The organism is Pseudoalteromonas sp. NSLLW24, assembly GCF_015864725.1.
GTDB lineage: Bacteria > Pseudomonadota > Gammaproteobacteria > Enterobacterales > Alteromonadaceae > Pseudoalteromonas > Pseudoalteromonas arctica.
In genome coordinates, this window is the sequence record NZ_JADYWQ010000003.1 from 305,664 (window position 1) to 323,143 (window position 17,480).

The following is a 17,480-nucleotide window of genomic DNA, read 5'->3' on the forward strand; positions in this document are numbered from 1 at the left end:
TGTAATTCCATTTTTGGAATTTTATTTTTATTATTTGATACACAAAACTAACTTAACAGATAAAGGGTATGCTTTCTAATGATTTGCGATTAAAAAAGCCTTAACAAACAGCGTTAAGGCTTTGGCGTGTAGCTGTTACTTTATCGTTTAGCGAGTGATTTTACAGATTGCTTTTGATCACTTGCTGGTTGGGTTGCTTTGTCTATTAATGTTTCAAGTGGTTTATTTCGAACGCACATAAGCACATTGTTCATTGCTTGGCATGTGCCTGTCGCTTTTTTATCATGGCTTGTGTAGCTGCAATCTTCATTAATGGCTTTTGCTTCACATGCTTCCCAAGGCGCGTTTGAACCATGACCTGAATGGCTTAGCGCTGAGCATGAGGCAGCAAGTAAAAAGCCAGTGGTTAGTGCTTTTATCACGTTAAATATTTTCATTAGTATCTCAGTTAATTATTTGGCCAGAATGCGAGTTATCTTGCGGTAGCACCTTTAAAACAACCAATAAACATGTTTTCAGATACATCGGCTGCATGGTAGTGGTATCCGCGTGTATCGTCGGTGTGGCCTCTACATTCGTCTAAATCAGTGGGTTCTAATCCATCTTCGTTAAGCATGCCAAATATACCAAATCCATCGAGTGCATAACCCATCATGGCGGCATGACCGTCTGATTGAATTTGTGTTTGGCTACAACCTGCTTCACCGTGGTAGTGATAGCCTGCTACTAAGTTAATATGGCCAGCGCAATCATCAAAGGCTGCAATAGTGTATGCGCCTAAAATAGCCTCAACAGGCGCGGGTGCAGCAAGTACAACACCATTGAGAGCAACACCTACATTGGCGTTACCAATACTGCTATTTTGAGTGGTTGCAACAGGTGTTATTGGAATTAAAAATGATTCTGATATACCGCCATCAACATAATCAATAGAGCATTCTACGCAGTGGTTTTGGTATTGTTCTTCTACGTTTGGACGTGCAGCGCCATCACACGATTCTTGTGTGTCGGTTACATTTACAAGGCCTGTACCTTCGTCGTATAGCTGCCAATGACTATCGTTATATAATGTAGGTAGATTTAAAATAAAGTCTCCGGTTATATCGTAAACCTCACCGGTGCCATCAAACCAAATACCGGCTTCGTCTGCTGTTGAGGTGATATTTTGAGGGCAAAATACACCAATCTCGTAATTTGAAGGCGCACCGGCAATATCAATTTTGTAGCATGAGGCTTCATCGCCATTACTTAGCGTACATGTTTGAGTGGTAATTGATGAAATGAGCGCATCGCTTTCAAAGTTAAAAGGGTCAACTTCTACAACAAAATCGGTTGAAGTATCTGTTGTAGTTCCCTCATCGGTGGTTGTTTCAGTTACAACTGTACTTTCAGCATCGCTACCGTTACAGGCAGCTAAACCCAGTGCAAATATACACACTGCAAGCGGTGTCAAAATTGGTGTGTTAAATCTTCTCATCAAAAATATCCGGTAATGAAGTTGAATGTATAATATTTGTTAAATGTGCAAACAAAGTGCAAAAACAACGCAACATAGTACATAGCACGAGATAGAAGCTGATAAAGTTGCTATAAATGTGTTTAGTACCTTTTTTACTATTTAAATACTGCGACTTAAAAGTACTTAAATAGGCAGTGGAGTTTTATGGATTTTTTATTTCCTGACAGCATGTCTTTATTTTTGTTTTTATTGTTAATGATCACCGCTGGCTTTACTTCTTTTATATCTGCTGCATTTGGTGCTGGTGGCGGATTAATGCTGCTTGTTGTTATGGCGTCGTTTATGCCAATGGCAGTTGTTGTGCCTGTGCATGGTTTAGTACAGCTTGGCTCTAATGCAAATAGGTTTTTACTCAGTTTTAAGCATATTGATAAAAGCATGTTTGTATATTTTGCGTTAGGCGGCTTAGTAGGGGCGGGGTTATCAAGTTTTGTTATTGATGATATATCGCTTGATGCTATGAAGTTAGTGGTCGCTATTTTTGTTATTTATTTACTGTGGGGTAAAACGCCACCTATAAAATTAACCTCTAAGGTGTGGCGTATGGTCGCCGGTGGAATAACTACTTTTATTTCTATGTTTGTGGGGGCAAGTGGTCCATTAGTTGGTAGCTGTTTATATATAAATAATTACGAAAAGTTAAAATTTACGGCAACGTTTTCGAGCGTTATGAGTGTGCAGCATTTATTAAAAGCGATAATTTATGGCGCTGTTGGCTTTAGTTTTTGGCAATGGATACCGCTTGTAATTGCCATGGTAATAAGTGGCGCTGTAGGAACTTGGTTCGGAATTAAATTACTTAAAAGGATGTCTGGGGATAAATTTAAGCATATTTTTAGGATAGTTTTAACGTTATTAACGCTACAACTTGGTTGGCAAGGTATAAAAATATTACTCCACTAATTTGCTTAGTGGAGTAAATTTAATTTTATTAAACATAAATTATTTAAGAGGATTAAATAATTCATTGCGCCAAAAAGTTACTGATATAGAGCGACTATACTGTAATTTTTTGCCTTATCGATGAATTACATATTCTTTGTAATAATTGTTCATACGTTTAATTAAATTGGTATTAAAGCCTATTTAACAGCGGCTTTAATTGGCTTATCGCCATCAAACAACTTAAAAATGCGGTTACTAATAAATGAGTTGGTCGCAATATGTAATAATGCATTGGCTACGTTTTCGCGGCTAATTTTAGCTTCTGAACGATCACTTGGTTGCTGCGTAGTTACTTGCATTGAAGCACTATCGTCAGTCAATGTACCAGGGCGAACAATGGTATAATTTAAACCACTGTTTATTAGGTGCTCGTCAGCCATATGCTTAGCAACTAAGTAAGGTTTTAAATCACCTTGAATCGAATCTGGATCGTCAGCACCAATTGAACTGACCATAATAAAGTGATTAACGCCGTGCTCTTTAGCGAATGTAGCTGCTTTTGTTGCAGCCCATAAATCAATGAGTACAGTTTTATCATCGCCTGTACTTCCACCAGAACCAGCAGCAAAAATCACTTGGTCACAGCCTTTCATTGCATCACCAAAATCGCCTTCAAGATCTTGCTCAACAATAGTTAAAAAAGAGCTGTTTAAATCGCTTAACTTATTTTTGTCACGCACTAATGCCACAACATTTTGCTCATTTTCTAAAAGTAGCTCAGTTGTCATTTTACCTATTTGTCCGCTTGCGCCAATAATTAGGGTCTTACTCATAATTAACTCCTTCCAATAAATAGTAAAAGTAATGTGCTTACAAACAGACCTTGGGGTAGGGGATTATTTTTAAAGGGTAAAAAAGAGTTTAAATGAGCTAATTTCAAAAAATACTTTAATTAAAATTCAATACTTAACTGAGCATTAAAATTAGCTGCTTTTGGCGTGTTTTTTAGAACTTTTTATTCAACCATTATACTCACTTCGGTCACATAACTACGGCGGTATAGACTAATACGGACTTTATGTTCTTGGTAATTATAAAACAAAGTGCGATATGTACTATTGCCATTTGTTTTTGAAGGTTCACCTAATTTTTGCTGATAAAAGCGAGTGATATCAGAAATTGAATCGGTTAAATAACCAGTACGTACCATTGGGTATTCGCTTGCTACGTCCATCGTTGTAACAAACTCTTCAGGAAGTGGGATTTCAGTGACGTTTTGGCTAAGTGCGTTAAACGATCGAGTGCATAGCAACATTATTAAAAATGCTAAAGTTTTCATTAGAGTCCTTTGAGTAATAAATTCCTTTTATTGGTACTTATTTTACCTCAATAAGCACCTTTGTCATTTAAATTTTATTACGAATTAAGTCTCGCACTATAAACCGAGCAGGGTGAATAGCTTGGCTTACACGTTCGCTTAATGGACGGGGTTCGTTATTTAAACAACTTACGAGGTGGTCTGCACTTAGCGGTGCGCTACACAATGCGCGTGCGCCAAAACCGGTAAAAATATGCAGGCCTTGTTGTGGTTTATTAAGTTGCTCATATTGGTAGCGTTTACCTAAACGTAGATTAGCAAAGGCCATTATGTAATCACTTTGCTCGCACCATTGCCCTGCCATTGGTAGGTGATCTATAAATGTGCAGCGAACAGCCGCTTTTGCCGAGGTTATATTGCCAAGGGTAGAGGCAAATTCACTTTGTTGGTAAAAGCTAAGTAGTTGCTCTTGGTTTAATTGGTTGTCGAGCGCTTTAACTTGGCGGCTTTTAGTGTTTTTTTCAAACGTGGCACCCATACAGTGATGATCTAAATAAGCCGGGGTAAAATACCCTTTATGGCATAGCACTGTTTTGAGTTTGCGTGATTGCTCACTTGCCTCAATATGTGAAACCTGACCGCGCACGCCTACTATAGGTAGCGCTTTTGTTTGCTCAAATGCATCGCTGTGCTCGCCTGCACAAATAATTACATCGCTAAAAGGGCCTAGCTGCTCATCATTCGTTAATAAAAACCAACCGTTGTCAGTTTTTTTAAGCTGCTTTATATTGCAGTTAAATAGGCTTTTAAATGGGCTTATGCTATTTGCAGCGCTTAGCATAGCGTTTACTAATTGTGGCGGGTTAACCCAGCCGCCTTGTTCAAAAAATACGCCTGAATAACCTGTCGTTACGCCGGCTATTTCATCGCCTTGCTCTGCGGTTACGTTACGCATTAGCTGGGTTGGCCACAGTTGCTTTTGTGCTAAGTTTTCGTGCTTATCAGCGAGAGGTTTTTTCACTGCGTGTTGTAATACGCCGCACCAATCGTAATCAAAGCTAAAGCCGTTTTTGAGTAACTGCTTATACAAACGTTTTGCGTATAAAAAGCTATGTGCAAACAATTCGCTGTGTGGCGAGTTTTTAGCTTGTAGGTGAGGGTAAATAGCGCCTTGCACATTGTGCGATGCCCCCATTGCAGGCTTTTCATCTTGGCAGAATAATTGGCTGGTTATGCCTCGTTTAGCCAAGCTGTATAAAATACAGCTACTGGCAATACCACCGCCAATGACCGCTACATTTTTTAAAGTACTGCTATCTTGATTAAAATAAGCGGGGGTTGATTGAGCGTTATTAACATGTTTAAGTTGGCCAATAAGCATCTTTTCTTTTTGATTAAAATTTTTGGCTTTTTTAGTGCTAAAGCCAGCCTCTATCAATCCTCGTTGAACAAAGTCAGCGGAAGTAAAAGTCGATAAGGTTGCATTAGCTCTTGTTATATTAGCCATGGAGTTAAATAAACTTTGCTGCCACATATCAGGATTTTTACTTGGCTCAAGCCCATTTAAATACCAAGCATCAACAATTCCTGTTTGCGGGTAGCTCATTGCTTGTATTGATTCAAGTGCATCACCAAAGTATAAATCGAGAACAACATTGCCATTATTAAATTCGAGCCGGTGGCATCCTTCTAAATTAATTGGGTAGTTTACTGTTAATTGCTCACTAAAATAACTTAAGGTAGGCCAAGCGGTTAATGCTTGTTTTAAGTCTGTTAATGTTAAGGGGTACTTTTCAAACGAAATATAGTGAAGGCGTTTTACGCTTTTTTCACATTCATTTTGAACTTGCATCCGCTCAAGGTGGTCTTTAAAGCGTTGCCACGTATTTAAAAAGTTTAAACCGGTGCCAAAACCGGTTTCGGCAATAACAAAATGTGATTGGTCATGATTTTGTAATCGTACATCTATATTATTTTGCTCATAGTACACATAATGCGATTGAGCTAAGCCATCGTCATTAGAAAAATAAATATCACCGGAGTCATTAGTCAAAGGTGTACCTAAATTATTAATGTGACTATGTGCGTTCTTAATCATAATTTTTTAAATTTATAGATATATTTTTAATTATTTTACGGGTTTTCTTTGTAATAGTCTGGCGTTATTTATAAGCTAGCAGTTCAGAGTACAAGTGTACGCTAGAAAGCTGACCACTTAGGTGATTAAATTCGCGTAAAATAGAATGCAATTAAGTATTAAGCTAAGGGAATTACCCATGAGAAGAGCTGTAATTACAGGTATCGGTGTTGTATCAAGCATTGGTAACAACAAAGAAGAAGTATTAGAATCGTTAAAAACGGGCAAAAGCGGTATCGCTTTTAACCAAGAATTTGCCGATTATAAGTTACGTAGTAACGTATCGGGTAAAATTGATATTGACGTTAAAGCACATGTTGACCGCAAAGCAATGCGCTTTATGGGTGATGCTGCTGCATATTCTTATATTTCGATGACTCAAGCAATTGAAGACTCAGGTTTGTCTGACGACCAAGTATCAAATGAGCGCACGGGTATTATTGTTGGCTCTGGCGGTGGTTCGTCTAAATGGCAGGTAGAAGCTGCTGATATTTTACGTGAAAAAGGCGTAAAACGTGTAGGGCCTTATATGGTTCCACGTACTATGGCGAGCACTACATCTGCTTGTTTAGCAACACCCTTTAAAATTAAAGGTGTTAACTACTCAATTAGCTCTGCATGTGCAACATCTGCGCATTGTATTGGTAATGCAGTAGAGCAAATCCAACTTGGTAAGCAAGATGTTGTTTTTGCTGGTGGCGGTGAAGAACTACACTGGACATTGGCAATGGAATTTGACGCTATGGGCGCACTTTCTACTAAGTACAACGAAACACCAGAAAAAGCGTCTCGTACATACGATGCAAATCGCGATGGTTTTGTTATATCTGGCGGCGGCGGTATTGTTGTAGTTGAAGAACTTGAACATGCACTTGCACGTGGCGCGCACATTTACGCTGAAATAGTTGGTTACGGTGCAACATCAGATGGCTACGACATGGTTGCTCCATCTGGCGAAGGTGCAGCACGTTGTATGCGCCAAGCTATGCAAGATGTAGACAGTATTGATTACTTAAACACGCATGGTACATCTACACCTGTAGGCGACGTTAAAGAGCTTGGTGCGATTCAAGAAGTGTTTGGTGGTAAGTCACCAATGATCAGCGCAACTAAAGCAATGACGGGTCATGCCCTCGGTGCTGCAGGTGTTCACGAAGCTATCTTCTCATTATTGATGCTAGAGCACAGCTTTGTAGCGCCTTCAATTAATATTGATGAGCTAGATGAGCAAGCGGCAGGTTTAGATATTATTACTGAACGTCGTGACGTTGAGTTAAATACTGTAATGTCTAATAGCTTTGGCTTTGGTGGCACAAACGCTACTTTAGTTATGAGTAAGTACAAAGGTTAATTTGAGCTTATAAGCCCTAAATATGTAAACACATGTCAGGGCTAAACTGCTTAAAACAAAAAAGGAAAGCCGAGGCTTTCCTTTTTTATTATCGAAAGTTAAATTAACCTTCGTTATGTTCTTTACGCGCTTGCTCAATTTCGTCAGCAATTTCTTGCGCTTTCTGCTTAGTTTTTTCAGTTAACTCGCCAGCAGCTTCTTTGCTTTTAATCCATGCATCAACCGCAATCTCTTTGCCGTCGTCGTACATGTCTAAGCCCATTGTTTTACTTTGCTCTAATAGCTCGTTTAAAGACTCATCATTTTTAAGATCGTTAGTTGTCTCTTTAACGTCGTTCCATGCATCACCAAGCTTTTCTTGCATTTGTGCGCTTTTATCTTTTGCATCTTCTTTTACTTCGGTGGCATCTTCACAACCAGTTAATGTAATTAAAGTGCCTAATAAAGCTAAACCTGCTAATTTATTCATGTGCTATCTCCTTTAGAGACTGATAATTAATTCGAGGCAGACTATACAACAATGAAAATGAACGCCCCCGTAACAAAACGATTAAATTTTAAATTAATGAGTGAGCACGATTGGCCTCAATTATTTGAACTCGACCAAGACCCAGCCGTAATGCAGTATTTAACGCGAGGTGTACCTACCTCCGCAGAGCAAATAAAAAATGAGGGAGTGCCTCGTATGCTCGCATATCGAAATGAGCTAAAAGGCTGGGGGCTGTGGAGTATCACTCTAAAGCAAACCAATACATTTATTGGCTGGGTATTAATAAGACCTATGGATTTCTTTAGTGATGCACCAAATTACAGCGATATTGAAATAGGTTGGCGCTTTAAACAAGCGAGTTGGGGGCATGGTTATGCAACCGAGGCGGCTTTAGCATTATGTGATGAACTCATTAAGCAAGATGACGTTAAGGCGATAAGCGCAACTGCACTAAAAGATAATACGGCCTCTATAACAATAATGAAAAAGTTAGGCCTGCAATTTATAAAAAATTATACACATACAGATGAGCAAGGCGACTTACCCGCAGTACTTTATTCAAAAAACGTTTTAAGATGATTAAATATCAACAGTATAAAGATTGACCTGCCCTTAAATGACGTGCATTAATATGGGCAACAAAAATAATAAATTAAGGATGTTGTATGGGATTGTTTTTTTCACCACGTAAATTAATCGTCAAAAGTGTACTGGTTTTACAGTTCACTACTTTTAGTGTTTTGGCGCAGCCTTTAGCGCAAAGCGCGGTCGCAATGCCTGACTCGTTCAGTGCCGATGCTGCTAAAAGTATATTAGAGCAAGGCGGTAATGCTGTTGATGCGGCTATTACGGCACAATTTGTACTTGCAGTGACGCTTCCTGAAGCCGGAAATATTGGCGGCGGGGGATTTATGCTTATTCAAAAAGATGGCAAAGGCGATTTTATAGATTATCGCGAAACAGCGCCAACAGCGGCTCATCGTGATATGTATTTAGATGAGCAAGGTAATGTTATTGCAAACAAATCAATATATGGCATTCACGCAAGCGGTGTACCTGGCAGTGTAGCGGGTATGTGGCTTGCCCATCAAAAGCATGGCACTTTAAAGTGGGAAACACTAGTACAGCCTGCTGTAACGTTGGCTGAGCAAGGGTTTGTTGTTCCGCCTAAGTTAGCAAAAGGTGTTAGCCATTATATAGCCCATCTAAAAGAGCAAAAAATAAATGTAAACTTTGAAAAATATTTTGCTGATGTAAAAGCCAATAAAGTCTTTAAGCAACCCGAGTTAGCGGCAACGCTAAAGCGTATTCGTGATAACGGTCAAGATGGATTTTATAAAGGCGAGACTGCAAATATTATTGCTAAATTTATGCATCTACATGGTGGTATTATTAATCAAGATGATTTAAAAAATTATACCGCTAAATCACGTACACCCATTAAAGCGAGTTGGAATGGTTATGAAGTACTTACTTCGCCACCGCCAAGTTCAGGTGGTATTGCTATTTTACAGTGGCTCAAAATGTATGAGTTACAAAAACCAGATACAGGCTTAGCGCATAACTCGACTCAGTATGTGCACTTACTTTCTGAAATAGGTAAACGTGTATTTGCAGATAGAGCAGAGTATTTAGGCGATCCTGATTTTTTTGATGTACCAGTAAATGCGTTAACTAATATTAACTACCTCAAAGAGCGCAGTAATGGCATTTCGTTAACCGCTATCTCGACTACCGAAAATATTAAACCGGGCCTTAAAGAAAGTGAGCAAACTACGCACTTTTCAATCGTTGATAAAATGGGTAACGCTGTAGCAAATACCACCACAATAAACTTAGGGTTTGGTAGCGGTGTCGTTGTTGAAGGTGCGGGATTTATTTTAAATGATGAAATGGACGACTTTAGCGCCAAACCAGGCGTTATGAATGTGTTTGGCGCAATAGGCGGTAAAGCTAATGAAATACAGCCACACAAGCGTATGTTGAGTTCGATGACACCTACAATACTACTTAAAGACAACACCGTTAAAATGGTGACAGGTTCGCCTGGTGGCACAACCATTATTAGCTCTGTGTACGAATCTATCTTAAATGCGATAGAGTTTGATATGAGTGCAGAGCAGGTTGTAAATAGTCCTCGTTTTCATCATCAATTGTGGCCTAAAAATATAATTAGAACGCACATAGGTTTAACCGATAGCGTAAAAGCAGAGCTTATAAAAATGGGTTATACCATAGACGAGAGACACTTTGGTGACTTACACGTTATTATTAATAAAGAGGGCCAATTAGATGCCGCTTCTGAAGCATCAGGGCGCGGTAAATCAATTGTTTTTTAAATAAAAAAACACCGCGCTAAAAAGCGCGGTGTTTAAAATAATAAAAGCTTATTGAGTATCAATTAAATCTTCAACACCCACTATTAGCCATGGAGCATCGTCTGAAATTAGACGCTCTAAGTGCCAAATTTCTAAAATAGGCTGTTCTTTTTTATCGCCTAAATCACGGTACTTACCTTTAAAGCGAACACTAACCTGCCACGATTGCGCATTTGTATCTGCACGCACAAGTTCGGCATCAATAAACATTACTTCAGTGTTTACACTCTGTATAGCTTCACGATCAGCTTTAAATTCGGCAACAAGTGCAGGGCTTAAGTATTCAGCCATTGTGGTGTAATCGGCATTATTCCATGCAGTTTGTAGCGTATGGTAATGACTACGGGCACCTTGCAAAAAGCCATTAACGTCAAAGTTAGGTGGTAGATTAAAAGGGACACTTTCACCTTGTGGGGCGCTGTTAGCAAAGCCTGTACTCATTGGCTGCTCGATTGGTGCTTGTTTAAAAGCATTTTGCTGAGCACTTGTATCCGCACTGGCATTTGCAAGTTGTGGGGCACGATTAGCACGTAAAAAGCCTGTTACTAGCTTAAATAAAATAAATAGTCCGCCAGCTAATAAAATCATTTCTAATAGCTGAAAACCTTCAAAATCGTCGCCTAACATCGCTGCAATTAAGCCACCCGCTAAAAGACCACCCAAAACGCCAGCCATAATGCCTTTTTTATTTGATGTGGCTTTAGGTGCTGCTGTTGGGGTTGTTGTATCTGCTTTTTGTTTTTGTGCTGTTTGTTGTGTTGCAGGAGTTTGTCCACGTTTGCTACTGCCAAACTTTTTACGTGCGTGTGCATCAAAACTGGCAGTACATAATAATGCCAATAGTGAAAAAATAACGATGATGTTCTTCATGAAATTCCCTAATTAAAATCGAGCCGCGATTATAATTTACTTTCTTAAGGAATTTAATTAATTACTTTAAAAATCAGAGGTTTTGAGTATAAAAGAAAAGGTTTATTGGTAGGTATATAATCAAAAAACCGCTTAGTAGGGACTAAGCGGTAAATTTGTTTATTTTAAAGCCAACGAATAGCGCCAGTAACGCGTTCGTTATAAGTATTTAGAGGTGCTCCAACACTTGCCACTAAAATAGTATCTGCTTGTGAGCCTCGGTTAATATGACCTTCAAAGCGCTCGTCTTTGAAATTATCATCGCCAAAACCAAATGATTTATTTTCAGAAGGCACTATAAATACCGTCATAGGACCAAAGTCAGACTCAAATATCAAATGTAGCCCTTTTTCGCCTTTAAAATCACAAAACATAGCGTAAGTTACATCACCAGGAAGCTCATCAAGATGACCACCTAATACTGCAAGCTTGTCGTTAACGCTTTGTAGGCTAATGGGCTCTTTTTTATCAAGCGCACTAATTTCGTAGTACACATGGGCAAGCGCATGCTCACCCGCTTCGTGTGCAATATTTTGCTCTGTACTAAAAAAGAAGGCACTAATAGCCACTACAAAAGATGCAGCTAATGCAAGATGCACGCGGTCAAGCTTAAAACGCGAGCGGGCATCAACTACATTTTTTCCTGTTGCTTGCTCTTCTTGTAGTGCTTTTTCTTTTAACGATGTGTTTAAAAGAATGCGATCTGCAAGGTTTTCAGGCACAGGTATATCTAAAGAGTCTTGAATAAATTTATCAAAATCTTTCATATCATTAATAAAACTTTGTCGCTCTGGGTTATTGTTAGCAAACTCCATGAGCTCCTTGTCAATGTCGTTTGGCTGCGCAATAGTGCGGCGACGAAACTCAAGTTCATCCATTATTTTGATGCCCCTTTAAGTTGTTCATCATCACGGCTTAAAGCCTCTTTAAGTTGATTTCGGGCACGGTATAAACGAGTCATTACCGTGTTTTTATTTAAATTAAGTATGCCTGCGATCTCTTCGCCAGAGCAGCCCATTACAACTTGTAGTAATAATGGCTCTCGGTATTCATCAGATAGCAGGGCAATCTGGCGTTGGATAACCGTTTGCTCCATTTCATCATCTAATGAGTGGCTGGTTTCATCAACAAGCGTATCGTTTTCTACGTCGCTGTAATCAAACTGTTTACGTTCAAATCGGCGCGCATTTTCTCTTCGTAATATAGTAAGCAGCCAAGGTTTAGCTGCCTTTTGATCAAGTAAAGAGTCGAGAGAACGCCACGCGCGTAAAAACGTTTCTTGTACTAAATCATCTGCTATGTGCGGATCACGGCATAACCAATAAGCAAAGCGATAAAGCTCTTTATTGTAAACGTGGACCAAGGCTTCATAACGCTTTTGTTTCTCTGCCATATCGATTAAGACCTGATTGTTTGATTTTTTCTTTCCAAGCATAAGCACTTTTTTAATTAAAAATTATTATTTATTGCAAAAAAGACCTGAGTATCGTAATTATTAATCATAAAGGTCTTTTAATACAGCTTGTTGCGACTTTGATGCTTGAGTTTGATAGTTCTCAAGAATTTTAATAATAGCATTAAGATCCGTGTTTGCGCCTTTATTACTATAAAGTTGTGCCTGCAATTGGCTAATGAGGCCATTAAGCTCGCTGCTGTTTACGCGGATGCAAAGCTCATCAATCGCGCCAACATTTTTATGGGTCACCTTTACAGAAAAGTTATTTAATGCGGTGTAAAAAGCTTTCACATCGTTCGTTTTAGCGAGCGTTTTAAGCTCATTTAAGCTCGGCTGAGAAATATCACGGTTGTTTAGTTGTAATTTCTCAGTCGTATTTTTAGTAGAACGGGTCATTAAGTAAAAAATTACAGTACCAATCCATAAAATATACCCTAAAGCGGCAACAACTATTAACCAAAGAGGAGTATCACTTTTAGTTTCAATACGTTGTGTGCCTGTCGTTTCATTCGAAATATTTTCAATAGCAGGTAAATTGTTTGGGTTTGATTGTGGGTTTACCACGGCGGTATTAGGTGCGGTACTACTTGGCGTTACCGTTATAGTGCGCTTTGGTAATGTAGCTACGCTAATACGGTTCATTTTAGTATTAAACCAAGGCAGCTTTATTTCAGGTAAAGTGTAAGTACCTGGCTTTTGCGGCAGTAATGCATACGATGCAGTTTGCTGCGATACAACTCGCCCGTCACGTACTGCATTGTTATTTTCTTTTTTATCTGGGTAGCTGCGTATGCCATCAATGGTAGGCATAGAGATTTCAGGTAATTGCTCTTTTGTAACCCCAAGCGCGGTAAGCGTAATAGTACGTGTTATAGGTGTACCTACTTCTACGGTGTTGTCATTAGGTTGCCATTCTTCATCAAGATTAACCAGCTCGCTTGGTAACCATGCGCCCTTGTAATCACCCGGAATTGGTTTTATTTCTATTTGCTGATCGTCGCCAAGAGCTGACACTTCTAACTGACGATAATTTTGTTGTACTCGTCCTTGAAAAGAGAGGCCTGCAATAGTGTACGCACCGCTTTTTTGTGGCTGAATCAAATACTCGCGAGTAATAACAAGGTAGCGTTTACCATCAACAAGCTCATAGCTTTCAGTTTGTTTACCCAATTGGGTTAGCTGAGCATCTTCCATATTTGGTGTGCTTAAGCTGCCATCAAGCAGTTCTTTCGCAAGGTAAAGCTTAATAGTGTAAACACCGGCTTCTTGGACAAACAATGAATTACTTGAGAGCGACGTTTTTAAAAATATTTCGTTATTTTTATCTGCATCAACTGAACGTTTTGCCACTTTTAATTTAATAGGCTGTGAGGTTAACCCTGCAACGCTAAATGCCGGAATAGTGTAATCGCCCTCTGCACGGGTCATTAATTTAACCGACCACGTGGTTTGTTTATTAATGCTGCCATTAATAATGTTGGTACGAGAGCTTAAGCTTGTTGGGCCAACAACAAAGTCTTTTAATAGCGATGAGGTGTCTGGTTGCTCGCCTTTAACTGTATCGTCTACGGATATATTAAGCATAAAAAATTCACCCGCTAAAACAGGGTTTTTATCTACGCTGGCTTCTAATTTGCTGGCAGCCCACGAAGGCATCGCACTTAATAGCAATAAACAGCAAAATAATCGCATTACCATGATTTTTCGACTCCTGTAGGGCGACGTTTATATTGTCTTTTTTGGGCTTCTAATTGCATTTTATTCCGTAATAAAATAGCCGGATCGTCCGGGACTTTTCTAAGTAGTTGATTAAGCTGTTGTGCTTTTTCTTTTTCTTCATTAGTGAGCTCACTTGCTTGGGCTTGCATAGCTTGTTGCTGAGCATTTTGTTTTTGCTCATCAGTGGCTGGTTGCTCATTTATTGCTTGTGGCTTACTTTGTTGCTGCTCGTCTTTAGGTTGGTCAGCGTCTTTATTTTGCCCTTGCTCACTTTGTGGCTGGGCTTGCATATCAGGTTCATTTTGCTTGTCTGATTGCTCGCCAGGCTCACCTTGTTGATCTTTTGATTGTTCAGACTCTTTATCTAATTCTTTATCAGATTTTTCATCGCTGGGGCTTTGACTTTCGTTTTCGCCTTTTTCAGAATCGCTTTTATCACCATTTTTTTGCTGATCCTGTTTTGACTCATCAGAATTTTGCCCTTGGTTTTGCTCATCTTTTTTCTGGCTATCATCTTGGTCTTGAGAGTCGTCGCCGTCGCTTTGCTGATCTTGTTGCTCTTGTTGATTTAGTAATTGTTCAACTAAAGATTGGTTGTCAGCTGCTTGCGTAAAGTCGTCTTGTAAGGTTTGGGCTTGTTTGTAGGCTTCAATGGCGTCCTCAAGCTTGCCAGCTTTGGCGAGGGCATTACCGTAGTTGTATAAACCGGTAGCCGACTTATCACTACTAAACTCATTAAGTGCAGCATCAAAATCACCTTGCTGGTAAAGCGCAGCGCCTTTTAACTCACTCGATTGCGCCTGTGTTGCTGCATCGTATTCTTTATTATTGTAAGCCTCTAATGCACGTTGATCTGCATTTTGCAAAAGAGTAGGGAGCTCTACGGCATACGCATTTTGCTGCGGTAAAAAGCTAAAGGCTAAAAAAGCCCCCAGCAAGGCAGCGCGTCTAAATAAATACAAGCCAAATGGCAGTAATAACAAGAGTCCGTATATACCTGCATCTATTCGCCAAAGTGCGTGGCTTTGTTTTTCGTCTTTCAATAATTCACTCTGTGCATTTGGGGCAAACGTATTTATGTCGTTATTACTAGGCTGGTAACTAGCAAATTTACCACCACTGCTCGATGCTAAATTTTTAAGCTGACTGGCATTGAGAGTAGGTACTACAATTTGGCCGTATCTGTCTTTCAAAAAACCACCTTCAGGTAACTTAATTGGAGCGCCTTGAGCGGTACCCACGCCATATATATTTAATCTATATTGGGTGTTACTGGTAAAGCTACTCACGTCGCTTTGTTCTTGTTGGTCAATACCGTCGGTCACTAAAATAATGTCGCCATCAATATAACCCGCTTGCGTTAATAGCTCTTTGGCCATATCAAGACCGGCTAAAACGTTTGAGCCTTTGTCTGGCATTATTTCAGGGCTTAAGCTTGGAATTAAATTACTAAGTGTTGTGGCGTCGTTTGTTAGTGGTGAAATTATATAGGCCGTGCCTGCGTAAGCTACAAGCGCGGTATCACCTTCTTTAAACAGCTCAATCATATCAAGCGCTTTAAAGCGTGATTGCATTAAACGATTTGGTAAAATATCGGTGCTGTACATTGAGTACGACATATCCATAACAATTACACGGGCACTTTTACTTTGAAATACAGGAACTTGTTTTTTCTCAAAGCTAGGCCCAGCACTAAATAAAATGCCAAGGCTGCAAAACAAAGCAACTAACCAAAGTGGCTGGCTGGCTTTAGTGTTTGCTTCGCTCATTATAAATTGTGCTAAATGCGGTGCAATTAGCTGCTCACTAGTCGTTTTTTTATGCTTAATTAAGGCAACAAAAAATAATGCCACAGCAGGTATGAGTAACCATAAAAGAGCAGGGCGAATAAATTCAAAATCCATTAGTTTGGCTCCTTTAATGCACGCAGTGTACTAAGCATTACTTTTAAGCTAATAAGTAAAATAGCGATAAGTAACGGGTAGTAAAATAATGAGCTTTGTGGGCGAAATGTTTGTTCATCAGCGCTAATAGGTTCAAGTTTATCAAGCTCTGCGTAAATTTGTTGAAGGCCTGCTACATCTTTGGCTCTAAAGTATAATCCGCCAGTTTGCTCGGCAATCTTTTTAAGTAAGCTTTCATCTAAATTACTGCCACTAGAGCCACCCATATTAAAGAGGCTAAAGCCGCGCGGATTATCTGAGCCAACGCCAATGGTGTACACTTTAATACCTTCTTCGCGAGCTAGCAGTAGTGCATCTTCTGGGTTTAAATTACCAGCGGTATTTTGTCCGTCGGTTAATAGCACCACAATTCGGTTACTTTCATCTTTATTGGCAAAGCGTTTTACCGAAAGACCCAATGCATCACCAATGGCTGTTGCGCGTCCCACTAAACCAATTTGCGCTTCACTGAGCATTTTACTTACTGTTTTAACGTCGCGCGTGAGGGGGGTTTGTAAAAACGCGGTATCGCCAAATAATATCAGCCCAAGCCTGTCGCCTTGACGCTGCTCTATAAAATCACTGAGTACGGCTTTTACCATGGTAAGGCGGTCAACATATTGGCCATTGTAAGCCATGTCTTGTTCGGTCATCGAGCCTGATAAGTCAACTGCTAACATTATATCGCGCCCTTCATTTGGTAATGAGATTGGCTCATCTAACCATGTTGGATTAGCAGCAGCAGTAACAAGTAATAACCAAATTATCCATTCGAAAGGATTTAAACGTCGTGCGTGTGGCTCAATGCTTTGGCTGGTTAAATTGTGCTTTGCAAAACTGGGTATACGTAAACGCGTACTGGCATTACTTGCCGCGGGTTTTAATAGTAAAAGTAATAAAGGTAAGGGTAGTAATAAAAATAACCATGGCCAGCTAAATTCAAACATTTACTGACTCCTTTATTTTAAATTGTTTAATACCTTGGCGAAATTTTTCGCACAGTGTTGTATCTTTTTGGCTGGGGTTATACAAGCTTAGTATTTCTTGTTCGCTAAAGCTCAAACCGGTAAGCGTATTAAGTGTTGTGCACCATTTAGAGGTAGATTGCGCAGCAAGGCGCTTGTCGTAATATTCAATCACTAAACGTTTTAAAATAATATGCAGTTGCTGAGGATTTTGCTCACTTTGGCTTAATTGTATTGCGTAGCGTTTAGGCTTTTTAAATTTATGTTTTTTGTAAAATATATAAATAGCCACGCACAGTGCTAAAAACAGCAGTGCAATAATAACCCACCAAGCAGGGGCGAGTGGCCACCAATTAACTTGGCTTGGCGCTATTATATCGTGCAGGCCATCGAGTGGATTGGTTTGCATG

Annotated in this window: 17 protein-coding genes; 4 read left to right on the forward strand and 13 right to left on the reverse strand. The window is 39.5% G+C overall.

The features are described from left to right. Positions 1 to 140: 140 nt before the first annotated feature. A complete protein-coding gene (locus I6E72_RS04625; RefSeq protein WP_169043866.1) occupies positions 141 to 437 on the reverse strand; it encodes a hypothetical protein in 297 nt (98 codons plus the stop codon). A 35-nt stretch (positions 438 to 472) separates the two neighbouring features. Continuing rightward, positions 473 to 1,477, reverse strand: a complete 1,005-nt coding sequence (locus I6E72_RS04630; RefSeq protein WP_169043867.1) for a YHYH protein — start codon at positions 1,475 to 1,477, stop codon at positions 473 to 475. A gap of 186 nt (positions 1,478 to 1,663) precedes the next feature. Between I6E72_RS04630 and I6E72_RS04635 the strand changes: the two genes are divergently transcribed. Next, positions 1,664 to 2,422, forward strand: a complete 759-nt coding sequence (locus I6E72_RS04635) for a sulfite exporter TauE/SafE family protein (RefSeq protein ID WP_169059928.1) — start codon at positions 1,664 to 1,666, stop codon at positions 2,420 to 2,422. A gap of 179 nt (positions 2,423 to 2,601) precedes the next feature. On the opposite strand, the gene I6E72_RS04640 is transcribed toward I6E72_RS04635, so the two are convergent. The 3 genes from I6E72_RS04640 to mnmC form a co-directional block, all read right to left on the reverse strand. Then, a complete protein-coding gene (locus I6E72_RS04640; RefSeq protein ID WP_007581997.1) occupies positions 2,602 to 3,237 on the reverse strand; it encodes an NAD(P)-binding oxidoreductase in 636 nt (211 codons plus the stop codon). Between the two features lie 182 nt (positions 3,238 to 3,419). After that, on the reverse strand, positions 3,420 to 3,743 hold the full coding sequence (locus I6E72_RS04645) for a hypothetical protein (RefSeq protein WP_197111206.1): 324 nt from the start codon (positions 3,741 to 3,743) through the stop codon (positions 3,420 to 3,422). 67 nt (positions 3,744 to 3,810) lie between these two features. Continuing rightward, positions 3,811 to 5,820, reverse strand: a complete 2,010-nt coding sequence (gene mnmC, locus I6E72_RS04650) for a bifunctional tRNA (5-methylaminomethyl-2-thiouridine)(34)-methyltransferase MnmD/FAD-dependent 5-carboxymethylaminomethyl-2-thiouridine(34) oxidoreductase MnmC (RefSeq protein ID WP_197111207.1) — start codon at positions 5,818 to 5,820, stop codon at positions 3,811 to 3,813. A gap of 178 nt (positions 5,821 to 5,998) precedes the next feature. Between mnmC and fabB the strand changes: the two genes are divergently transcribed. Next, a complete protein-coding gene (fabB, locus tag I6E72_RS04655) occupies positions 5,999 to 7,210 on the forward strand; it encodes a beta-ketoacyl-ACP synthase I (protein WP_007582000.1) in 1,212 nt (403 codons plus the stop codon). Between the two features lie 103 nt (positions 7,211 to 7,313). Here the strand turns inward: fabB and I6E72_RS04660 are convergent, their stop codons facing one another. Further along, entirely contained in the window at positions 7,314 to 7,679 is a 366-nt protein-coding gene (locus I6E72_RS04660; protein WP_165721357.1) for a hypothetical protein, read from the reverse strand. Positions 7,680 to 7,730: 51 nt separating this feature from the next. Here I6E72_RS04660 and I6E72_RS04665 point away from each other — a divergent pair, with 51 nt between their 5' ends. Together I6E72_RS04665 and ggt are read left to right on the forward strand one after the other, a co-directional pair. Beyond that, positions 7,731 to 8,279 carry a GNAT family N-acetyltransferase gene (locus I6E72_RS04665; protein WP_197111208.1) on the forward strand — a complete coding sequence of 183 codons (549 nt, stop codon included), beginning with the start codon at positions 7,731 to 7,733 and terminating at the stop codon, positions 8,277 to 8,279. Between the two features lie 86 nt (positions 8,280 to 8,365). Beyond that, positions 8,366 to 10,039: a gamma-glutamyltransferase gene (gene ggt, locus I6E72_RS04670; protein WP_197101557.1), complete on the forward strand. Its 1,674-nt coding sequence runs from the start codon at positions 8,366 to 8,368 to the stop codon at positions 10,037 to 10,039. 48 nt (positions 10,040 to 10,087) lie between these two features. Here the strand turns inward: ggt and I6E72_RS04675 are convergent, their stop codons facing one another. From I6E72_RS04675 to I6E72_RS04705, 7 genes are all read right to left on the reverse strand, one after another. Beyond that, a complete protein-coding gene (locus I6E72_RS04675) occupies positions 10,088 to 10,948 on the reverse strand; it encodes a Tim44 domain-containing protein (protein WP_197111209.1) in 861 nt (286 codons plus the stop codon). Positions 10,949 to 11,112: 164 nt separating this feature from the next. Next, entirely contained in the window at positions 11,113 to 11,865 is a 753-nt protein-coding gene (locus tag I6E72_RS04680; RefSeq protein WP_007582005.1) for a DUF3379 family protein, read from the reverse strand. Then, positions 11,865 to 12,422, reverse strand: a complete 558-nt coding sequence (locus I6E72_RS04685; RefSeq protein ID WP_032827217.1) for a sigma-70 family RNA polymerase sigma factor — start codon at positions 12,420 to 12,422, stop codon at positions 11,865 to 11,867. Before I6E72_RS04685 ends, I6E72_RS04680 begins: the two co-directional genes overlap by 1 nt. 60 nt (positions 12,423 to 12,482) lie before the next feature. After that, complete coding sequence (locus I6E72_RS04690) at positions 12,483 to 14,141, reverse strand: BatD family protein (protein ID WP_197111211.1); 1,659 nt, start codon at positions 14,139 to 14,141, stop codon at positions 12,483 to 12,485. Beyond that, entirely contained in the window at positions 14,135 to 16,066 is a 1,932-nt protein-coding gene (locus I6E72_RS04695; RefSeq protein WP_197111213.1) for a VWA domain-containing protein, read from the reverse strand. The genes I6E72_RS04690 and I6E72_RS04695 overlap by 7 nt, the downstream gene beginning before the upstream one ends. Continuing rightward, the gene (locus tag I6E72_RS04700; protein WP_033028574.1) at positions 16,066 to 17,052 is read right to left on the reverse strand and encodes a vWA domain-containing protein; all 987 of its coding nucleotides are present in this window, start codon (positions 17,050 to 17,052) and stop codon (positions 16,066 to 16,068) included. The genes I6E72_RS04695 and I6E72_RS04700 overlap by 1 nt, the downstream gene beginning before the upstream one ends. Then, a complete protein-coding gene (locus I6E72_RS04705; protein WP_121954306.1) occupies positions 17,045 to 17,479 on the reverse strand; it encodes a DUF4381 domain-containing protein in 435 nt (144 codons plus the stop codon). Before I6E72_RS04705 ends, I6E72_RS04700 begins: the two co-directional genes overlap by 8 nt. Between the last annotated feature and the right edge of the window lies 1 nt (position 17,480).

Bases quoted from the DNA above. Each gene is read 5' to 3' on its own strand.
- I6E72_RS04625 (WP_169043866.1), bottom strand. From the start codon at position 437: ATGAAAATATTTAACGTGATAAAAGCACTAACCACTGGCTTTTTACTT.
- I6E72_RS04630 (WP_169043867.1), bottom strand. From the start codon at position 1,477: ATGAGAAGATTTAACACACCAATTTTGACACCGCTTGCAGTGTGTATA.
- I6E72_RS04635 (WP_169059928.1), top strand. From the start codon at position 1,664: ATGGATTTTTTATTTCCTGACAGCATGTCTTTATTTTTGTTTTTATTG.
- I6E72_RS04640 (WP_007581997.1), bottom strand. From the start codon at position 3,237: ATGAGTAAGACCCTAATTATTGGCGCAAGCGGACAAATAGGTAAAATG.
- I6E72_RS04645 (WP_197111206.1), bottom strand. From the start codon at position 3,743: ATGAAAACTTTAGCATTTTTAATAATGTTGCTATGCACTCGATCGTTT.
- mnmC (WP_197111207.1), bottom strand. From the start codon at position 5,820: ATGATTAAGAACGCACATAGTCACATTAATAATTTAGGTACACCTTTG.
- fabB (WP_007582000.1), top strand. From the start codon at position 5,999: ATGAGAAGAGCTGTAATTACAGGTATCGGTGTTGTATCAAGCATTGGT.
- I6E72_RS04660 (WP_165721357.1), bottom strand. From the start codon at position 7,679: ATGAATAAATTAGCAGGTTTAGCTTTATTAGGCACTTTAATTACATTA.
- I6E72_RS04665 (WP_197111208.1), top strand. From the start codon at position 7,731: ATGAAAATGAACGCCCCCGTAACAAAACGATTAAATTTTAAATTAATG.
- ggt (WP_197101557.1), top strand. From the start codon at position 8,366: ATGGGATTGTTTTTTTCACCACGTAAATTAATCGTCAAAAGTGTACTG.
- I6E72_RS04675 (WP_197111209.1), bottom strand. From the start codon at position 10,948: ATGAAGAACATCATCGTTATTTTTTCACTATTGGCATTATTATGTACT.
- I6E72_RS04680 (WP_007582005.1), bottom strand. From the start codon at position 11,865: ATGGATGAACTTGAGTTTCGTCGCCGCACTATTGCGCAGCCAAACGAC.
- I6E72_RS04685 (WP_032827217.1), bottom strand. From the start codon at position 12,422: ATGCTTGGAAAGAAAAAATCAAACAATCAGGTCTTAATCGATATGGCA.
- I6E72_RS04690 (WP_197111211.1), bottom strand. From the start codon at position 14,141: ATGGTAATGCGATTATTTTGCTGTTTATTGCTATTAAGTGCGATGCCT.
- I6E72_RS04695 (WP_197111213.1), bottom strand. From the start codon at position 16,066: ATGGATTTTGAATTTATTCGCCCTGCTCTTTTATGGTTACTCATACCT.
- I6E72_RS04700 (WP_033028574.1), bottom strand. From the start codon at position 17,052: ATGTTTGAATTTAGCTGGCCATGGTTATTTTTATTACTACCCTTACCT.
- I6E72_RS04705 (WP_121954306.1), bottom strand. From the start codon at position 17,479: ATGCAAACCAATCCACTCGATGGCCTGCACGATATAATAGCGCCAAGC.